17 protein-coding genes are annotated in these 16,422 nt (G+C 75.8%); 10 read left to right on the forward strand and 7 right to left on the reverse strand.

Going from position 1 to position 16,422, the window contains the following annotated elements; all coding sequences use genetic code 11:
* Nucleotides 1-47 precede the first annotated feature (47 nt).
* The 5 genes from ABEB07_RS05175 to ABEB07_RS05195 all read left to right on the forward strand — a co-directional run bounded on the left by ABEB07_RS05175 (nt 48) and on the right by ABEB07_RS05195 (nt 4,737).
* Nucleotides 48-590, forward strand: coding sequence for an RNA polymerase sigma factor (locus ABEB07_RS05175; RefSeq protein ID WP_176149549.1), 543 nt, complete (start codon nt 48-50; stop codon nt 588-590).
* Complete coding sequence (locus ABEB07_RS05180; protein ID WP_345667215.1) at nt 587-1,474, forward strand: zf-HC2 domain-containing protein; 888 nt, start codon at nt 587-589, stop codon at nt 1,472-1,474. The genes ABEB07_RS05175 and ABEB07_RS05180 overlap by 4 nt, the downstream gene beginning before the upstream one ends.
* A 121-nt stretch (nt 1,475-1,595) precedes the next feature.
* Nucleotides 1,596-2,459, forward strand: coding sequence for an ABC transporter ATP-binding protein (locus ABEB07_RS05185; protein ID WP_176149547.1), 864 nt, complete (start codon nt 1,596-1,598; stop codon nt 2,457-2,459).
* On the forward strand, nt 2,456-4,030 hold the full coding sequence (locus ABEB07_RS05190) for an ABC transporter permease (protein ID WP_345667216.1): 1,575 nt from the start codon (nt 2,456-2,458) through the stop codon (nt 4,028-4,030). Before ABEB07_RS05185 ends, ABEB07_RS05190 begins: the two co-directional genes overlap by 4 nt.
* Entirely contained in the window at nt 4,018-4,737 is a 720-nt protein-coding gene (locus ABEB07_RS05195) for an ABC transporter (protein ID WP_345667217.1), read from the forward strand. Before ABEB07_RS05190 ends, ABEB07_RS05195 begins: the two co-directional genes overlap by 13 nt.
* A 47-nt stretch (nt 4,738-4,784) precedes the next feature.
* Here ABEB07_RS05195 and mshD read toward each other — a convergent pair whose 3' ends face one another.
* The 7 genes from mshD to ABEB07_RS05230 form a co-directional block, all read right to left on the reverse strand.
* Nucleotides 4,785-5,705, reverse strand: a complete 921-nt coding sequence (gene mshD / locus ABEB07_RS05200) for a mycothiol synthase (RefSeq protein ID WP_176149545.1) — start codon at nt 5,703-5,705, stop codon at nt 4,785-4,787.
* 95 nt (nt 5,706-5,800) lie between these two features.
* Nucleotides 5,801-7,303 (reverse strand): sensor histidine kinase, encoded by a 1,503-nt coding sequence (locus tag ABEB07_RS05205; RefSeq protein WP_345667218.1) that lies wholly within the window; start codon nt 7,301-7,303, stop codon nt 5,801-5,803.
* Nucleotides 7,300-8,040: a response regulator transcription factor gene (locus ABEB07_RS05210; RefSeq protein WP_164585160.1), complete on the reverse strand. Its 741-nt coding sequence runs from the start codon at nt 8,038-8,040 to the stop codon at nt 7,300-7,302. Before ABEB07_RS05210 ends, ABEB07_RS05205 begins: the two co-directional genes overlap by 4 nt.
* A gap of 118 nt (nt 8,041-8,158) precedes the next feature.
* Nucleotides 8,159-8,836: a hypothetical protein gene (locus ABEB07_RS05215; RefSeq protein WP_345667221.1), complete on the reverse strand. Its 678-nt coding sequence runs from the start codon at nt 8,834-8,836 to the stop codon at nt 8,159-8,161.
* Nucleotides 8,837-8,883: 47 nt separating this feature from the next.
* Nucleotides 8,884-10,086: a S1C family serine protease gene (locus ABEB07_RS05220; RefSeq protein ID WP_345667222.1), complete on the reverse strand. Its 1,203-nt coding sequence runs from the start codon at nt 10,084-10,086 to the stop codon at nt 8,884-8,886.
* Between the two features lie 148 nt (nt 10,087-10,234).
* Nucleotides 10,235-11,257 carry a LacI family DNA-binding transcriptional regulator gene (locus ABEB07_RS05225; protein ID WP_176149541.1) on the reverse strand — a complete coding sequence of 341 codons (1,023 nt, stop codon included), beginning with the start codon at nt 11,255-11,257 and terminating at the stop codon, nt 10,235-10,237.
* Between the two features lie 86 nt (nt 11,258-11,343).
* The gene (locus ABEB07_RS05230) at nt 11,344-12,153 is read right to left on the reverse strand and encodes a response regulator transcription factor (RefSeq protein ID WP_345667223.1); all 810 of its coding nucleotides are present in this window, start codon (nt 12,151-12,153) and stop codon (nt 11,344-11,346) included.
* A gap of 303 nt (nt 12,154-12,456) precedes the next feature.
* On the opposite strand from ABEB07_RS05230, the gene ABEB07_RS05235 reads away from it, so the two are divergent.
* The 5 genes from ABEB07_RS05235 (at nt 12,457) to ABEB07_RS39150 (ending at nt 16,284) form a co-directional block, all read left to right on the forward strand.
* Nucleotides 12,457-13,371, forward strand: coding sequence for an alpha/beta hydrolase (locus ABEB07_RS05235; protein ID WP_345667224.1), 915 nt, complete (start codon nt 12,457-12,459; stop codon nt 13,369-13,371).
* Between the two features lie 43 nt (nt 13,372-13,414).
* Nucleotides 13,415-13,669, forward strand: coding sequence for a MoaD/ThiS family protein (locus tag ABEB07_RS05240; protein WP_345667225.1), 255 nt, complete (start codon nt 13,415-13,417; stop codon nt 13,667-13,669).
* Between the two features lie 3 nt (nt 13,670-13,672).
* On the forward strand, nt 13,673-14,989 hold the full coding sequence (locus ABEB07_RS05245) for a hypothetical protein (protein ID WP_345667226.1): 1,317 nt from the start codon (nt 13,673-13,675) through the stop codon (nt 14,987-14,989).
* A 207-nt stretch (nt 14,990-15,196) separates the two neighbouring features.
* On the forward strand, nt 15,197-15,916 hold the full coding sequence (locus ABEB07_RS05250; protein ID WP_164582606.1) for an LmeA family phospholipid-binding protein: 720 nt from the start codon (nt 15,197-15,199) through the stop codon (nt 15,914-15,916).
* 287 nt (nt 15,917-16,203) lie between these two features.
* Nucleotides 16,204-16,284 (forward strand): putative leader peptide, encoded by an 81-nt coding sequence (locus ABEB07_RS39150; RefSeq protein WP_351515640.1) that lies wholly within the window; start codon nt 16,204-16,206, stop codon nt 16,282-16,284.
* Nucleotides 16,285-16,422: the final 138 nt, after the last annotated feature.

The following is a 16,422-nucleotide window of genomic DNA, read 5'->3' on the forward strand; positions in this document are numbered from 1 at the left end:
TGGGCCGGGCAGTGAACCGGACGGACGGTCCCGGCCGATGAGGGGTTGTGAGCGGAACGAGAAGCGACGGGGAGCTGCTGCGGTGCATCGCCGCGGAGCGGGACCGGCGCGCCTTCGAGGAGCTGTACCGGCGGTACGCGCCGTGGCTGGCCGCGCGGCTGCGCGGGCGGTGCGCCGACCCGGCGATGGTCGACGACGTCGTCCAGGAGACCTTCCTGGCCCTCTGGCGCGGCAAGGCCGTCTACCGCGAGGACGGCGACGTGGCCGGCTGGCTGTGGCGGATCGGCGCCCGCCGGCTGGTCGACGCGCTGCGCGGCGACGGCGCCCGCGGCCGGCTGCGCCAGGCGCTCGCCCGGCTGCGCCACCGCGACGAGGCGTCCGCAGAGGAACGCGTGCTCTCGGGGGTCGAGCACGGGGACCTCGCGGGCGCCCTCACCCGGCTGTCACCGGAGCTGCGGGCGGTCCTGCAGGCCACGGTGATCGACGGACTCACGACCCGGGAGGCGGCCGTACTGCTCGGCATTCCGCCCGGCACGGTCAAGACGCGGGCGATGCGTGCCCGCAAGCAACTGCGGGAGGCGCTGGCATGAGCGGCGACACCAACCCTCGTCGGACCTGGCACCTGGCCGAGGAGGACCTGCGCGCCTACGACCGGGGCGAGCTGGCCCCGCCGCTGCTGTGGTCCGCCGACGCCCACCTCGCCGGCTGCGCCGAGTGCCGGGTGCGGCTCGCCGGCCTCGCCGACCCGGCCGTGCTCGACGCCGGCTGGGCCCGGCTCGACGCCGAGCTGGACGCACCGCGCCCGAGCCTGCTGGAACGGCTGCTGCTGCGGTGCGGCGTCGCCGACCACACCGCGCGGCTGCTGGCCGCCACACCGGTGCTGCGCCGGTCCTGGCTGCTGGCCGTGACCGCCGTCCTGGTCATGACCGTCGCCGCCTCCGACGCCCTGCGCCAGGCCGACTCGCCCACCCTGTTCCTCGCGCTCGCCCCGCTGCTGCCGCTGGCGGGGGTGGCGCTGGCGTACGGGCCCGTGTGCGACCCGGCGTACGAGATGGCCGTCGTCGCGCCGCTGCACGGGTTCCGGCTGGTGCTGGTGCGGACGGTGGCCGTGCTGGCCGTCGGGCTCGGCATGAACGGGCTCGCCACCCTCGCCCTGCCCGGCTACGGGCTGCGGGCGCTGGCCTGGCTGCTGCCCGCGCTCGCCCTCACCGCGACTGGGCTCGCGCTCACCCCGCGACTGGGCGCGGTCCTCGCGCCCGCCCTGACCGGCGGCGGCTGGATCGCCCTGCTGGCGGTGGCCGCGACCGGACGGCACGGCGACGCGCCGCTGCCGCCGTTCACCGCGGCCGGACAGGGCGCCGCCGCGGCCGTCGCCGCCCTCGCCGTCGTCCTCCTCGTCCACCTCCGCGACCGCTTCGACTTCGCCGCCGACCGCACCGCGCCCACCGGCGGCCCCTACGGAGGCACGCCATGACCCGCGCCCGCCCCGCCCCCCGGCGGCCGGCCCGGGCGTCCCGCGTCCGCCCCGCCCCGGCGCCCCGCCGCTTCCCCGCCCCCGGCGTCTTCGACGCCCCCCTTCCGCACGGGAGTGCCTCGTGACCGTCACCGTCTCCGCCTCCGGGCTCACCCTCCGCTACGGCGGCACCGTCGCCCTCGACGACGTGGCGCTGCGGCTGGAGGAGGGCATCACCGGACTGCTCGGGCCCAACGGGGCCGGCAAGACCACGCTGCTGCGGGTGCTCGCCACCGCGGTGCCCGCCGACCGGGGCGCCTTCACCGTCCTCGGCCACGACCCGGGCACCGCCGCGGGCCGCCTCGCGGTGCGCCGCACCCTCGGCTACCTGCCGCAGAACCCCGGCTTCCACCCGGACTTCACGGCGTTCGCGTTCGTCGACTACGTGGCGATCCTCAAGGAGCTGACCGACCGCGCCGCCCGCCACCGCGAGGTGCGGCGGGTGCTGGCGGAGGTCGACCTCGCCGACGTGCGCGGCCGGCGGATCAAGCGCCTGTCCGGCGGCATGCGCCAGCGCGTCGCCCTGGCCGCCGCCCTGGTCGGCGACCCCCGCTTCCTCGTCCTGGACGAGCCCACCGCGGGGCTCGACCCCGAGCAGCGGATGCGCTTCCGGGAGCTGATCACCCGCACCGGCGAGGGCCGCACCGTCCTGCTGTCCACCCACCAGACCGAGGACGTCGCGATGCTCTGCCACCGGGTGATCGTCATGGCCGGCGGCCACGTCCGCTTCGAGGGAACCCCCGCCGAGCTGACCGCCCGCGCCGCCGGCCGGGTGTGGTCCAGCGCCGAACGCGACCCGGGCGCCCGCGCCGGCTGGCGCACCGGCGCCGGCGCCTTCCGCAACGTGGGCGATCCGCCCGAGGGCGCCGACCTGCTCGAACCCACCCTGGAGGACGGCTACCTGCTCACCCTCGACGACACCGGCGCACAGGCGGTCACCCGATGACCACGACCGTCACCGCCCCGGACGCCGCCGTGACCCCCGCCGCGGCCCCCGGCGGCCCGCGCGCCCGGGCCGTCCTCGCCCTCGCCCTGTTCGAGGCGCGCGAACTGCTCCAGCAGATCGTCGTCCTGGTCTTCTTCACCGTGTACACGGTCGCCGTCGTCCGGCAGATGATCTCCGGGCACCTCGGCTGGCACGAGCTGACCGGCCACGAGGGCATGGCCGGCTACCCCGCCCTCCAGGACGCCGACCGGGAGACCCAGACCAGCGCCGTGCTGCTCGGCGTCGCCCTGTTCCTCTGCGCCAACCGGGCCGTGCTGCGCTCCCGCCGCCAGGACACCGACCGGCACTTCGGCACCCTGGCCATGGACCCGTGGCGGCGCACCCTCGGGCACGCCCTCTCCGTCGTCCCGTTCGCCCTGTTCAGCGGCCTGATCGTCGCCGTGCGCTTCGGCTGGGCGGCGCTCAGGCCCGGCGCGGTCGGCCACGGCTCCGTCTTCGAACTCGCGGTGTCCCCGCTGACGGTGCTGCTGTGCGGGGTCGCGGGCGTGCTGCTGGCCCGGCTGGTCCCCTCCGCCTTCGCCGCCCCGCTCCTCGCGGTCACCGCGTACGTCGTCGTCCTGGACTCCCTGGTGTTCGCGGACAGCCACTGGACCCAATGGCTGTCCCCGGTGGTGGCCGAGTCCGGCGGCGATCCGCTCCCCTCCGACCTGATCGGCCGCCCGGCCGCCTGGCACGCCCTCTACCTCACCGGCCTGATCGCGCTCCTGCTGTGCGCGGCGCTGCTGCGCAGCGGCGGCCGCACCGCCCGGATCAAGGCGGCGACCGCCCTCGCGCTGGCCGCCACCGCCGCCGGGATCGCCGGCCAGTCCCCGGGCCCGTCGGCCGCGCTCCAGGCGGCCCGGGCGCAGGTGTCCGAGCACCCGGAGAGCGTCGAGCGCTGTGCCGTGCGCGGGGCGACGACCTACTGCGCGCTGCCCGAGTGGACCGGCCGCACCGCCGACTGGGCCGAGGCCGTCGAGCGGGTGCGCTCGCTGACGCCCGGCCCCGCCGCCGCCCGGCCGCTGACCGTGCGGCAGCGCGTCGAAGCCCGTTACGGCCTGGAGGGCGACTCCTCCTACGACCCGCTCACCGCACCCGGCGTCGTCACCGTGGGCACCCGCTGGGGCGGCAACCGGGTACCCGAGTTCTCGACCGGGCTGGCCTCCACGCTGGTCGCGGGCGACGAGAAGGCCGGCGGCGAGGTGTGCGACGGCCGGGTGGTGGCCGTCATGTGGCTCGCGCTGGGCGCCGCCGACGACCCGCTCGGCCAACTGCGCGCCGTCCGGCTGGACGACAGCACCGAGGGCGGCTCGTACGTCCTGACGCCCACGTCCGGGCTGCTGATGAGCGCCGGCCAGACCAAGGTCGTGGCGGAGCTGCTGCACCGCCCGCGCGCGGAGGTGACGGCGCGGGTCAAGGCCCGCTGGACCGAGCTGACCAGGCCCGGCGTCTCCACGGCCCGGGCGGCGGAGCTGCTGGGCGTCGCGGCCACCGGCCTGGGCGCGGAGGGAGGGAACTCGTGCTCCGAGTGACGGTTGGAGGCGACGCGGGACGCGGGGCCGCGCTGCGGGCGCTGGCCGGCGCGGTGTGGCGGGTGCTGCCCTGGCGGGCGCTGGCGGCCGCGGGCGGCGCGGGCGCGGCGATGGCCGCCGGCACCCGGCTGCCCGGGCAGCAGCCGGACGCGCTGATCGGCCTGCTGGTGCTCCGGCTGGCCGCACTGGCCGGCGGGCTGGGGCTGGCGTTCCTGTTCGACGACCCCGCCCGGCACACCACCGAGACGGTCCCGGTGCGGCGGCCCGTGCGGGCCGGGCTGCGCCTGGCGCTCGTCGCGCCGCTCGCGGCGGGGTGGTGGGCGGCGGTGCTGTTCCTCGTGCCCGCCGCGGCCCGGCCGCCGGCCGGCGCGGTCACGCTGGAGGCGGCCGCGATCGGGGCGGGCGCGGTGGCCCTGGCGGCGGCCTCGGTACGGCTGCGGAGCGAGCCGGGACCCGGCGCGGGCGCCGCCCTCGCCCTGCTCGCGCTGGCCGTGGCCGCGCTGCTGCTGCCGAACCGGTGGGACCTGCTGGCCCCGCCCGGCGACCCGGACTGGGGCCAGGCGCACCGGCGGTGGGCGGCGCTGCTGGGCTGGGCGGCGGTGCTGTGCGCGGCCTGCCTGCCGCAGCCGCTGCGAAGACGTCGGCCCGCGCTCCGCACCCGCCGCCCACCGGACCCCGACGCCCCGGCACCGCTCCACGGCACCTGAGGCCCACGGGCCGCGCCCCGCCCGCGCACCACGTCCCGCGGGGTCTGTCAGGTCTCCGTGCGGTACATCAGGTCCGTTTCGTACGTGGTGAAGCCCAGGCGTTCGTAGACCGTCACCGCCGCCTTGTTGTCGGCGTCGACGTACAGCATCGCGGTCGGCAGGCCCGCCTCGGCGAGGTGGCGCAGGCCGATCACCGTGAGGGCCTTGCCGAGGCCGCCGCCCTGCGCGCCGGGGCGGACGCCGACGACGTACACCTCGCCGAGCCGTTCCTCGGCGTGGACCTTGGTCCAGTGGAAGCCGACCAGCCGACCCGCGCGCTCGGCGAGGAAGAAACCGGCCGGGTCGAACCACGGCTGGGCCTCGCGGTCGTCGAGGTCCCGCTGGGTGAGGGAGCCCTGCTCGGGGTGGTGGGCGAACGCCTCGGCGTTCACCGCGAGCCACGCGGCGTCGTCCTGACCGGGGACGAAGGACCGTACCGTGACGCCCTCGGGCAGCGCCGCCTCCGGCAGGGCGAAGTCCGTCAACGGCCGCCGCATCTGGCGCAGTTCGCGGAAGAGGGTGAGGCCGAGGACCTGGGCGAGGTGCCGGGCGGCGGAGTGCCCGCCGTGCGCCCAGACCCGAAGTCGCTTGCCGGAGGCGGCCAGCAGCGCCGCGCCCAGCGCCCGCCCGTGCCCGTGCCCGCGGTGCGCCGGGTGGACGACCAGCTCGGCGGCGGGCGCCTCCACGGGGTCGGTGTCCTCCAGCTGCGCGTAGCCGACGAGGTCGCCGTCGACGCTGAGCAGCAGGTGCGACACGCCTGCGCGGGCGCCGCCGCGCAGTTGCAGCCGGCCCTGCTCGGACACCGCCTGCCGGCCGTCCGCGCGGGCCGCCGCCGCCAGCAGTTCCAGCACGGCGTCGGCCTGTTCCGGGGTCGGCTCGGAGAGGGTTTCGAGCCGGCGGGCGATCGGTGCGCTGTCGTCGCTGGTCATGGCTCAGAGAGTACAGAGCCGCGGCCCGCGCCCGGCAGCGCAGGGCACGCCCGGGGCACCGCCCGCCATGGGCGCGGCCGCGCCCCGACGGGGCGCTACGGGGCGGCGGGCGGCGTCCGCGGCGGGGTCTCCGGCGGCGGGGTCGGTGCGCCGGGCAGCCGTACGGTGGCCACCGTGCCGCCGCCGGCGGCCGGGGACAGAGTGACCTCGCCGCCGGACTGGCGGACCGTGCGGGCGACGATGGACAGCCCGAGACCCGAGCCGGGCAGCGCGCGGGCGCTCGGTGAGCGCCAGAAACGGTCGAAGACGTGCGGGAGTTCGTCGGCGGCGATGCCGGGGCCGTGGTCGCGGACGGTGAGGACGCCGTCGGCGAGCCGGACCTCTACCGTGCCGCCCTCGGGGCTGAACTTCACCGCGTTGTCGAGGATGTTGACGACCGCGCGCTCCATCGCCGCCGGCTCCGCGCGGACGAACCAGGGCTCCACGTCGGCCGTGATGGTCAGCTCGCGGCCGCGCAGCCGGGCCCGGCGCAGCGCCGCCTCCACGGTGTCCTGGAGCGCGATCACCTGGATGCGCTCGCCGCGCTGGCTGTCGGAGCGGGACAGCTCCTGGAGGTCGCCGATGAGCGAGGCCAGCTCCGTCATCTGCGCCTTCACCGACGCCAGCAGCGCCTTGCGGTCGGCCTCGGGCAGCGGGCGGCCGGTCTCCTCGCTGCGGGTGAGGAGTTCGATGTTGGTGCGCAGGGAGGTCAGGGGCGTGCGCAGTTCGTGGCCGGCGTCGGCGATCAGCTGCTGCTGGAGGTCGCGGGAGGAGGCCAGGGAGGCGGTCATGGAGTTGAAGGAGCGCGACAGCCGGGCGATCTCGTCCTCGCTGTCGTCCGCCACGGGGATGCGGATGGTCAGGTCCTCGGTGCGGGCCACGTGCTCGACGGCCTCGGTGAGCCGGTCGACGGGCCGCAGTCCGGCGCGGGCCACCGCGAGGCCGGCCGCGCCGGCCCCGACGACGCCTATCCCGGAGACGAGCAGCAGGATCAGCGCCAGGTCGTTCAGGGTCCGCTGGGTGCTCTCCAGGGGGGTGGCGATGAGCAGGGCGGTGCCGGGGAAGAGGTGGGGCTCGGTGCCCAGGCCCTGGGTGACGATCAGGGGGAGCGTCAGCACCCGTACGGACGTGCCGTCGCTGGCGGTGCCGTTGCGCAGCACCTGCACCCCGTCGCGGTTGCCGCTACCGCTGAGCCGCCGGATCACGTCGCGGTCGGAGGCGGTCACCTTCACCACGCCGGCGGAGTTCGAGGAGACGCAGGCGGTGCCGTCCGCCCGCACCAGCTGGAGGTAGTAGTTGCCGCGGGTGCGCAGCTCGCTAGGGGAGCCCTGCGGGGTCTGGGTGCAGTCGCTGAGGGCGCCCACCACGTCGGAGTAGTGCTGCGGCTGCTGGGTGGCCTGCTTCAGGTCCTCGTCGACCTGCGCGAGGAGCCGGCCGCGGACGATGAACCAGCACGTCACCGACACCACGGCGACGCCGAACGCCACCGCGGCCGCCACCAGCAGCGCCAGCCGGGACCGCATCGGCAGGGCGCGGTAGCGGCGCACGGCGCCCTTCACTCCGCGCCGCCCTGCCGCAGGACGTAGCCGACGCCGCGCACGGTGTGCACCAGGCGCGGCTCGCCGCCGGCCTCGGTCTTGCGCCGCAGGTACATCACGTACACGTCGAGCGAGTTGGACGAGGGCTCGAAGTCGAAGCCCCAGACCGCCTTCAGGATCTGCTCGCGGGTGAGCACCTGGCGCGGGTGGGCCATGAACATCTCCAGGAGCGTGAACTCGGTGCGGGTCAGCTCCACCGGGCGGCCGCCGCGGGTGACCTCGCGGGTGGCGAGGTCCATGCGCAGGTCGCCGAAGGCGAGCACGTCGCCCTCGTCGGCGGCGCCCGCCACGGCCGCGGCGTAGGAGCTGCGGCGCAGCAGGGCGCGGATCCGGGCGAACAGTTCGTCCAGTTCGAACGGCTTGACCAGGTAGTCGTCGGCGCCGGCGTCCAGGCCGGTGACCCGGTCGCCGACGGTGTCGCGGGCGGTCAGCATCAGGATGGGGGTGGTGTCGCCGGTGCCGCGGATGCGGCGGGCCGCCGTCAGGCCGTCCATGCGGGGCATCTGGATGTCCAGGACGACGAGGTCGGGCCGGTAGGCGGCCGCCTTCTCCAGCGCGTCCGCCCCGTCCACGGCGACCTCGGTGCCGTAGCCCTCGAAGGCGAGGCTGCGCTGGAGCGCTTCGCGCACCGCGGGCTCGTCGTCGACGATCAGGATGCGCTGGGGGTCACGGTCGCGGTCGCCGTCGGCGGGGCTCATCGGTGGGCGTTCCTCGGGTGGTGGTGGACTGGCGTGGGGCGGTCGGGCGGTCGGGCGGTCGGGCGGTCCTGGCGGGACGCCCCTCAGGCTCGCATGTTTCCCGGCCGCCCCGTGCCCTTCAAGCCGCCATGGCCGTCAGCCGGCGCAGCGGCACCTTGTGGCGGTGCGGGCGCGCGGCCGGTGTGCGCAGCCCCATCAGCTGCGGCACCTCGGCGGCCTCGGGGATCCGGTGCGCGGCGAGGACGGGAGGGCCGGCGGGAGTGCGCGGGTCGGCGGGAGCGTGCGGGTCGGCGGGGACGGGAGGGCCGGAGGGGGCCGGGGCGGTACGGGGGCTGCCGGGGGAGGCCGGGTGCCGGCGGGCGGTGACGTCGGCACCGGCGGTGGTGGCGGGAGCGGTGGTGGCGGGAGCCGGGCGGACCTGCTCCTCGGCGGCCGGGCCCGGATGACCCGGGACCGTGCGGAGCCGGCCGTCGGCCGCCGGGCCTGTGTACGCCCGGCCGTGGGCCGCCGGACCCGTGTGCGCCCGGTTGTCGGCCGCCGGACCCGTGTCCGCGCGACCGGTGGCGGCCGGGGCCGCGTGCAGCGCGGCCGGGACCTGGTCCGCCAGAGCGGCGGTGCCCGCCGGGGCGGCGGTGCGCCTGGCCGGCAGGCCGTCCGGGAGGCAGTCGGCGAGGCCGTCCACCGGCAGGTTGGCCGGGCTGTGGAGTTCCTTCGCCACGGCCAGGGCGAGGGCGACGCCCGCGGGAACGGTCACGCCGACGGTGTCGGCCTTCTCGTGCGCGATCTGCTGGATCATGACGTTCTCCTGTTCGCCGGTTCAGGTCCCCCCGGAAGGTCGCCGTCTCAGCTCTGGGAGCCGGAGCGCAGCTTGGCCAGGTCGGCCTTGACGGTGTCGATCGGGATGGCGAAGCCGAGGCCCACGCTGCCCGCGCCGGAGGAGTCCGAGCCACTGGCCGTGGACGACGAGTACATGGCCGAGTTGATGCCGACGATGGCGCCGTTCATGTCGATCAGCGCACCGCCGGAGTTGCCCGGGTTGAGGGACGCGTCGGTCTGGATCGCCTGGTAGGTGGTGGTGGAGGAGCCGGTGTCGCCGTTGAACTGCCGGCCGCCGAACTGGAACGGCCACTGGCCGCCGCCCTGCCCCTGCCCCTGCCCCTGCTCCTGGCTCTCGTCGGTGGACACGGTGACGTCCCGGTGCAGGGCGGAGACGATGCCGCTGGTGACGGTGCCGGTCAGGCCCTCGGGGGAGCCGATCGCGACGACCTGGTCGCCGACCGCCACACCGGCGGAGTCGCCGAGCGTCGCCGCCTTCAGCCCGGAGGCGTCCGCCAGCTTGATCAGGGCGAGGTCCTTGGAGCTGTCGGTGCCGACGACCTGCGCGGTGTAGGTCCGGCCGTCGCTGGTGCGCGCCTTGACCGAGGAGGCGCCCGCGACGACGTGGTTGTTGGTGACGACCTCACCGCCGCCGGTGACGATCACGCCGGAGCCGGTGGAGGTGCCGTCGGCGAGCGTGGCGGTGATCTCCACGACGCTCGGGCTGACCGCCTTGGCGATCGCGGAGATGCTGCCCCGCTGGCTCGTGGGCACCACGCTGGTGCCGGCGGCGCCGGCGGCGACCGTGTTCTTGCCGGTCAGCTCCTGGAAGGCGAAGGCGGTGCCGCCGCCCACGGCCGCCGCCGCGATCGCCACGGCGGCCAGCAGCGCGAGCGGCCCCCTGGCGCGCTTCCTCGGCGCCGGCGCGGGAGCGTGACCGGGAGTTCCGGCCGGTGCGGCCGGCAGGACGGCGGTGGAGCCGTCGCCGCCGCTCCCGCCCGCGCCGCCGTGACCGCCGTAGCCGCCATGACCGCCGTAGCCGCCGTAGCCGCCGTGGCCGTACGCGGCCGTCGGCGCGGTGGCCGCGGGCTGCGCCGGGGCGTACGCCGGCGGGGGCGGCCACTCCGGGTTCACGGGCGTGGAGGCGTGCTGCTGCCGGTACGCGAACGGGTCGTGCCCGTCACCCTGGGGGTCCTCGTACTCGCCGCTGCGGCGGATGCTCTCGGTCATGTCATTGAGAGTGACCCGGGATCATGAGAGCTTCCTGAGGCCCTGCTGAGAAGCCCGACAGAACCGCGTATGCCCGATATAAGGACGGCTCGCGGAGTGGAGCGAGGACGGCCCGCGGACCCCGGTGTGACCGAAGCGGAAGACGACGCTACGCGCAGCCGCAGGACCTGCGGACCACCAGCCGGGACGGGAACACCTTCAGCCGCTCGCGCCGCGAGCCCGCGACCCGCAGCCCGTCGTCCAGCACCAGGTCCACCGCCGAGCGGGCCATCGCGGAGCGGTCGGAGGCGACCGTCGTCAGCGGCGGGTCCGCGAGCGCCGCCTCCTTGATGTCGTCGAACCCGGCCACCGCCAGCTCGCCCGGCACGTCGATGCGCAGCTCCCGCGCGGCCCGCAGCAGGCCGATCGCCTGGTCGTCGGTGGAGCAGAAGACCGCGGGCGGCCGGTCCGGACCGGCCAGCACCTCCAGGCCGACCCGGTAGGCGTCGTAGCGGTTGTACGGCGCCTCGAACAGACGGCCCTCGGTCGGCAGGCCGGCCTCGGCCATCGCGCGCCGCCAGCCCTCGACGTGGTCGGAGACCGGGTCGCCCACCGCCGGGGTGTCGGCCGTGCCGCCCATGCAGGCGACGTACTCGTAGCCGTGCTCCAGCAGGTGCCGTACGGCCAGCTGCGCGCCGCCGAGGTCGTCGGTGACCACGGCCACGTCGTCGATCGCCTCGGGCCGCTCGTGCAGCAGCACGATCCGGGCGTCCCAGGCGTCGATCTCGGCGGCGGCCAGGTCGTTGAGCGCGTGCGAGACGAGGATGAGGCCGGAGACCCGCATCCCGAGGAAGGCGCGCAGGTAGTGGACCTCGCGCTCGGCGACGTAGTCGGAGTTGCCGACGAGGACCATCTTGCCGCGCTCGGCGGCCGCCCACTCGACCGCGTGCGCCATCTCCCCGAAGAAGGGCTGGCGGGCGTCCGGGACGATCAGCCCTATCAGGTCGGTGCGCCGCGAGGCCATCGCCTGCGCCACCCGGTCGGGCCGGTACCCCAGCTCCTTGATCGCGGCGAGGACGCGCTCGCGCGTGGCCGGGGCGACCGGCCGGGGTCCGTTGTTGATGACGTAGCTGACCACGGCGGTGGAAGTCCCCGCCAGTCTCGCCACGTCGTCCCGAGTCACCTTGGCCACGCGCGGAGTCTACGCGGATGGACCCGCTCGCGGGCAGGGCGTATCACGACGTGGATGTGCGGCCGCAACGCCCTGCCGGACCCCCCTCACGCCTCCGCCGTGACCTCCGTGCGGGCCGCGCCCGCGGAGTCGTCCGCTTCGTCCCGGTTCGCGTCGTCCGTCCGCTCCGCGCGGCCCGGTTTCGCCTTGGCCCTGCCCTTCGTCTCGTCCGCCGCCCGGTCGCCCTTCTCGGGGGTGACGAACCGGTAGCCGACGTTGCGGACGGTGCCGATCAGCGACTCGTGCTCGGGGCCGAGCTTGGCGCGCAGCCGCCGTACGTGCACGTCCACGGTGCGGGTGCCGCCGAAGTAGTCGTAGCCCCACACCTCCTGGAGCAGCTGGGCGCGGGTGAAGACGCGGCCCGGGTGCTGCGCGAGGTACTTCAGCAGCTCGAACTCCTTGAAGGTGAGGTCCAGCACCCGGCCCTTCAGCTTGGCGCTGTAGGTGGCCTCGTCCACGGAGAGGTCGCCGTTGCGGATCTCCATCGGGGAGTCGTCGCCGCCGATCTGCTGCCGGCCCATCGCCAGCCGCAGCCGGGCCTCGACCTCGGCGGGTCCGGCCGTGTCCAGCAGGACGTCGTCGATGCCCCAGTCGGCGGTGACCGCCGCGAGGCCGCCCTCCGTCACGACCAGGATCAGCGGACAGCCGGGGCCGGTCGAGCGCAGCAGCTGGCACAGGCTGCGCACCTGCGGCAGGTCGCGGCGCCCGTCGACCAGGATGACGTCGGCGCCCGGCGTGTCGACGAGCGCGGGGCCCTCGGCGGGGGCCACGCGCACGTTGTGCAGCAGCAGACCGAGGGCGGGGAGTACCTCCGCCGACGGTTGCAGGGCGTTGGTCAACAGCAGCAGAGAACTCATCGCGTCCCACCTGCCCGGGTCGTCACGCGTTCTTCGTGCACGGTTCGCTCGTCCATGGCGTCTGGTTCCTCCTCGGGTCCCTGCGAGGACGTATGCGGCACTCATCGTCGCTTCGTCGTGGTGCGGGTCCCGCGCCCCTGGGGCCCGCCGCGGATCCCGGGAATTCCGAGGAACCCCAAGAGCCACCGCGCCTCCGTCACGCCGTACACCTGCGGTTTCCCGCGTCGTATACAACGCTTCCGAAAGCACAAAAGGACCCGGGGGCTTCACTGCCCGAGTCCTCTTCCCAGCACAATAGCCGACATGAGCTCGGATCCGGCAGGTCATGTGGCGCGTTCAACGGCCGTCCCGGATGCCGGGACGGCGCCGCGGACGCCTGTCAGGCGGTTTCTGCGCACCGCCGACGGGGTGGCGGTCGACGCCCGGTACGAGCCGCGGGCGGCCGGGCGCGGGAGCGCCGCGGGACACGCGGGCGACCCTTCGGGGACATCTGGCGTCGATCAGGTGTTCGTGATCGCACACGGTTTCACCGGGGATCTGGACCGGCCGCACGTGCGCCGGGCGGCGCGGGCCTTCGCCCGGTACGGGGCCGTGGTGACCTTCTCCTTCCGCGGCCACGGGTCCTCCGGCGGGCGCTCGACGGTCGGCGACCGGGAGGTGCTGGACCTGGCCGCGGCGGTGGCGTGGGCGCGCGGCCTCGGGCACACGCGCGTGACGACCGTCGGCTTCTCCATGGGCGGCTCGGTCGTGCTGCGGCACGCGGCGCTGTACGGCCCCGGGAGCGGGGTGGGCGACGCGGGCGACGCCGGTGAGGGGAGCGGGGCGGCGCGGACGGACGCCGTGATCTCGGTGAGCGCGCCGGCCCGCTGGTACTACCGGGGCACCGCCCCCATGCGCCGGCTGCACTGGCTCGTCATGCGCCGCACGGGCCGCCTGGTCGGCCGCTACGGCCTGCGCACCCGCATCCACCACCGCGACTGGGACCCGGTCCCGCTCTCCCCGGTGGCGGCGGCCGGGCGGATCGCGCCGGTGCCGCTGCTGATCGTGCACGGCGACCGGGACGCCTACTTCCCGCTCGACCACCCGCGCACGCTGGCCGCCGCCGCCGGCGACCACGGCGAACTGTGGCTGGAGCCCGGCATGGGCCACGCCGAGAACGCCGCCCCCGACGCCCTCCTGGACCGCATGGCACGCTGGGCCCTCGCACAGGCGGGCTAGCCTGAGGCGTGTCCGACGACACCGACGATTTTCGAGGAACGGGATGGCAAAGGTCACCGTGCGCTACTGGGCGGCGGCGAAGGCCGCGGCCGGGGTCGCCGAGGAGCCCTGCGAGGCGCTGACGCTCGCCGAGGCGCTGGACGCCGTGCGCGAGCGGCACCCCGGCGAACTCGCGCGCGTCCTGCTGCGCTGCTCGTTCCTCATCGACGGCGACCCGGTGGGAACGCGCGGGCATGAGACCGTACGGCTGATCGAGGGCGGCACGGTCGAGGTGCTCCCGCCGTTCGCAGGAGGGTGAGCGATGACCGACCGGCCGTATGAGGTGCCGCCGCACGAGGGCCCGTACGGGGCCCCTTACGAGGGGTACGACCCGTACGACCCCTACGCCCAGCAGCACCCCCAGGGGCAGCAGCACCCTCAGGGACAGCCCCAGCCGCACGCGCAGGCGCCGTCCCAGCCGCAGGCGTGGCCCGGGCAGCAGCAGCCGTACGGCGACGCGCACGCCGAGGCGCACGCCGACCCGTACACGCAGGAGTGGCAGGGGCAGACCTGGGAGACCCAGACCCACAGCCGCATCGACGCGACGGCGCAGCCGCCCGCCCCGACGGCCTACATGACCCCGCTGGGCCACCAGGACCAGCCCGCCCCGGCGCCGGCCCACCACACCCAGCAGCGGCAACCGTCCGCCGCCGAGGCGTACGCCGCTCGGCAGCAGCAGCATCAGCAGCCGTCCGCCGCCGGGCCCTACGCCACCCCCGCTCAGGAACCGGCCCACGGCCGGCAGGCCTCGGCGGCCCCCGAGGCCGCGGCCGACGGCGCCGGGTCCGGCTACGGCCCCGCGACCCTGGGCGGCAACGCCCGCGTCACCGACGCCCAGCGGGCCCGCGCGGAGGGCCGCTCGCCGGTCATCGAACCGGGGATGCAGCCCGCCGCCCTCACCGCGCTGCTGGGACTGCTGCTCGCCGGTGCGGCACAGGTCGGCACGTACGCGCTGCTCGTACCGCTGGTGCTGCTCCAGGCCGTGACGGCCGCGGGCTGGTTCCGGCTCAACGGCATGTGGCCGGCCCGGCAGGGCATCGCCCTCGGCTTCGCCGGCGCGCTCGTCTGCGACGCGGCGGTGCTGGCCACCGGCCGCGCGCACGCGCCCGCCGCGATCCTGGGCACGCTCGGGGTGTGGGTGCTGCTCTCCCTCGTCCTCCAGCTGCGCTCCCACGCCGACCCGGACGAGCGGATGTACGGCCTGACGGCGACCGTCGCCGCGGCGGCGCTGGCCATCGTCGCGACCGGTTACCTGGCGGGCGGCGCGGACGCGGTCACGGTCGGCGCGGCGTCGGTCGCGGTGGCCGTCCTCGCCCGCGCCCTGCCGCTGCCCACGGCGGCCTCGGTGGTCGTCGCGCTGCTCGCGGCGGCGGGCGCCGGCGTCGCGGTCGGCGGTGCGACCGGGCTGGGCACGAAGGGCGCGGTGCTCGGCGCGGGCGCCGCGGTGTGCGCCCTGATCGGCCACCGCGCGGCCAGCTACGACTACCCCTCCCGCTTCGTCCACTTCACCGCGGGCGTCGCCCTGCCCCTGACGGCGGCGGCCCCGGCGGTGTGGGTGCTGGGCCGCGCGCTCGGCTGACCGCCGGGACGGGCGGACCGGGCGGCCCCGGCGCCCCGCGTGGATGACATGCCGTGCGGGTCCGACATGCCCGTACGGATCGCGCGCGGGGCGGGTCGGCCCTGTCACAGGTGATCGACAATCCCCCGGTCCGGCGGACGGCCGGGGCTAGGCTCGCGGCGGGCGGCCGGCCGGTCGCCGCGAGCCCAGAGGTGGGGGAAACACCGCATGCGCGCGCTGCGAGTACTTCTGATCGTCGTCGTGATCCTTGGTGTGCTGTTCGTGGTGGTCGACCGGGTCGCGGTGTACTTCGCGGAGGACCAGGCCGCGGACAAGCTCCGCACCTCGCAGAACCTGGCGAGCACCCCCGACGTGTCCATCAAGGGCTTCCCCTTCCTCACCCAGATGGCGAGCGGCGAACTGGACGACGTCGAGGTCGGCATCAAGGACTACGAGGCGGACACCGGCAAGGCCGGCCAGAAGATCCGCATCGACGACCTCAAGGCCCACATGCGGGACGTGACCTTCTCCGGCGACTACAGCTCGGCCACCGCGGCCACCGCCACCGGCACCGCCACCATCGCCTACGACGAGCTGCTGAAGGCGGCGAAGTCTGAGCCCACCGACATCGGCCTCGGCATCACGGCGCAGGTGGTCGGGCTGGCGGACGGCGGCGACGGCCGGATCAAGGTCACCCTCAAGGTCGGCGGCCAGCCGGTCTCCGTGCTCAGCTCGGTCGCGGTGAAGGACAACCGGATGCAGGTGCGCGCCGACTCCCTGCCGAAGCTGCCCGGGGTGGCGCTGATCGAGGACCGGATCCGGTCGATCACCGACTTCCAGCAGGCGATCGACCAGCTGCCGGGCGGCATCCGGCTGGACTCGGTGCGGGCGGCGGCGGGCGGCGTCGAGATCACGGTGAAGGGTTCGAACGTCAAGCTCGCCGGGTAGCAGCCCGACTGCCTGCCGGGTAGCCGACCGATCGCTCGCCGGGTAGCAGCCCGACTGCCTACCGGGCAGCCGACCGATCGCCCGCCGGGCAGCAGACCGATTGTCCGACAGGCGAGACGCCCCCGTCCGCACGGTCGGCGCGCGGGCGGGCGCCGGCGTCCGGAGGCGGTGCGAAGCGGGCACGGGGAGCCCCGGGACACGCCACCGATCCCACAGTGCGGACGATCCCGTCTCACCATGCGACATGCCGGTGACATGGCCGCCTGTCCCTCCCTACGATCGTCATCATGAAGCGACAGGCGGATCTCACGAAGCGGCGGGCAGTGGACCTGTGCCGCGTTGCCGCCATGCTCTGTCGCTCCTTCTGAGCGGGAGCGCGTCTCCCGTATCCCGCAGGCCCCGCCTGGCCCGGGGCCGTCCGCGCGCCACGCACGCCGACGCCCGTCCGTGCGCCCGCGCGCCCCTCGCACTCGCACGCCCCGCCGTAACTGCCCCGGAGGAGATTG

The sequence above is a fragment of the Streptomyces similanensis genome (assembly GCF_039543625.1).
GTDB lineage: Bacteria > Actinomycetota > Actinomycetes > Streptomycetales > Streptomycetaceae > Streptomyces > Streptomyces similanensis.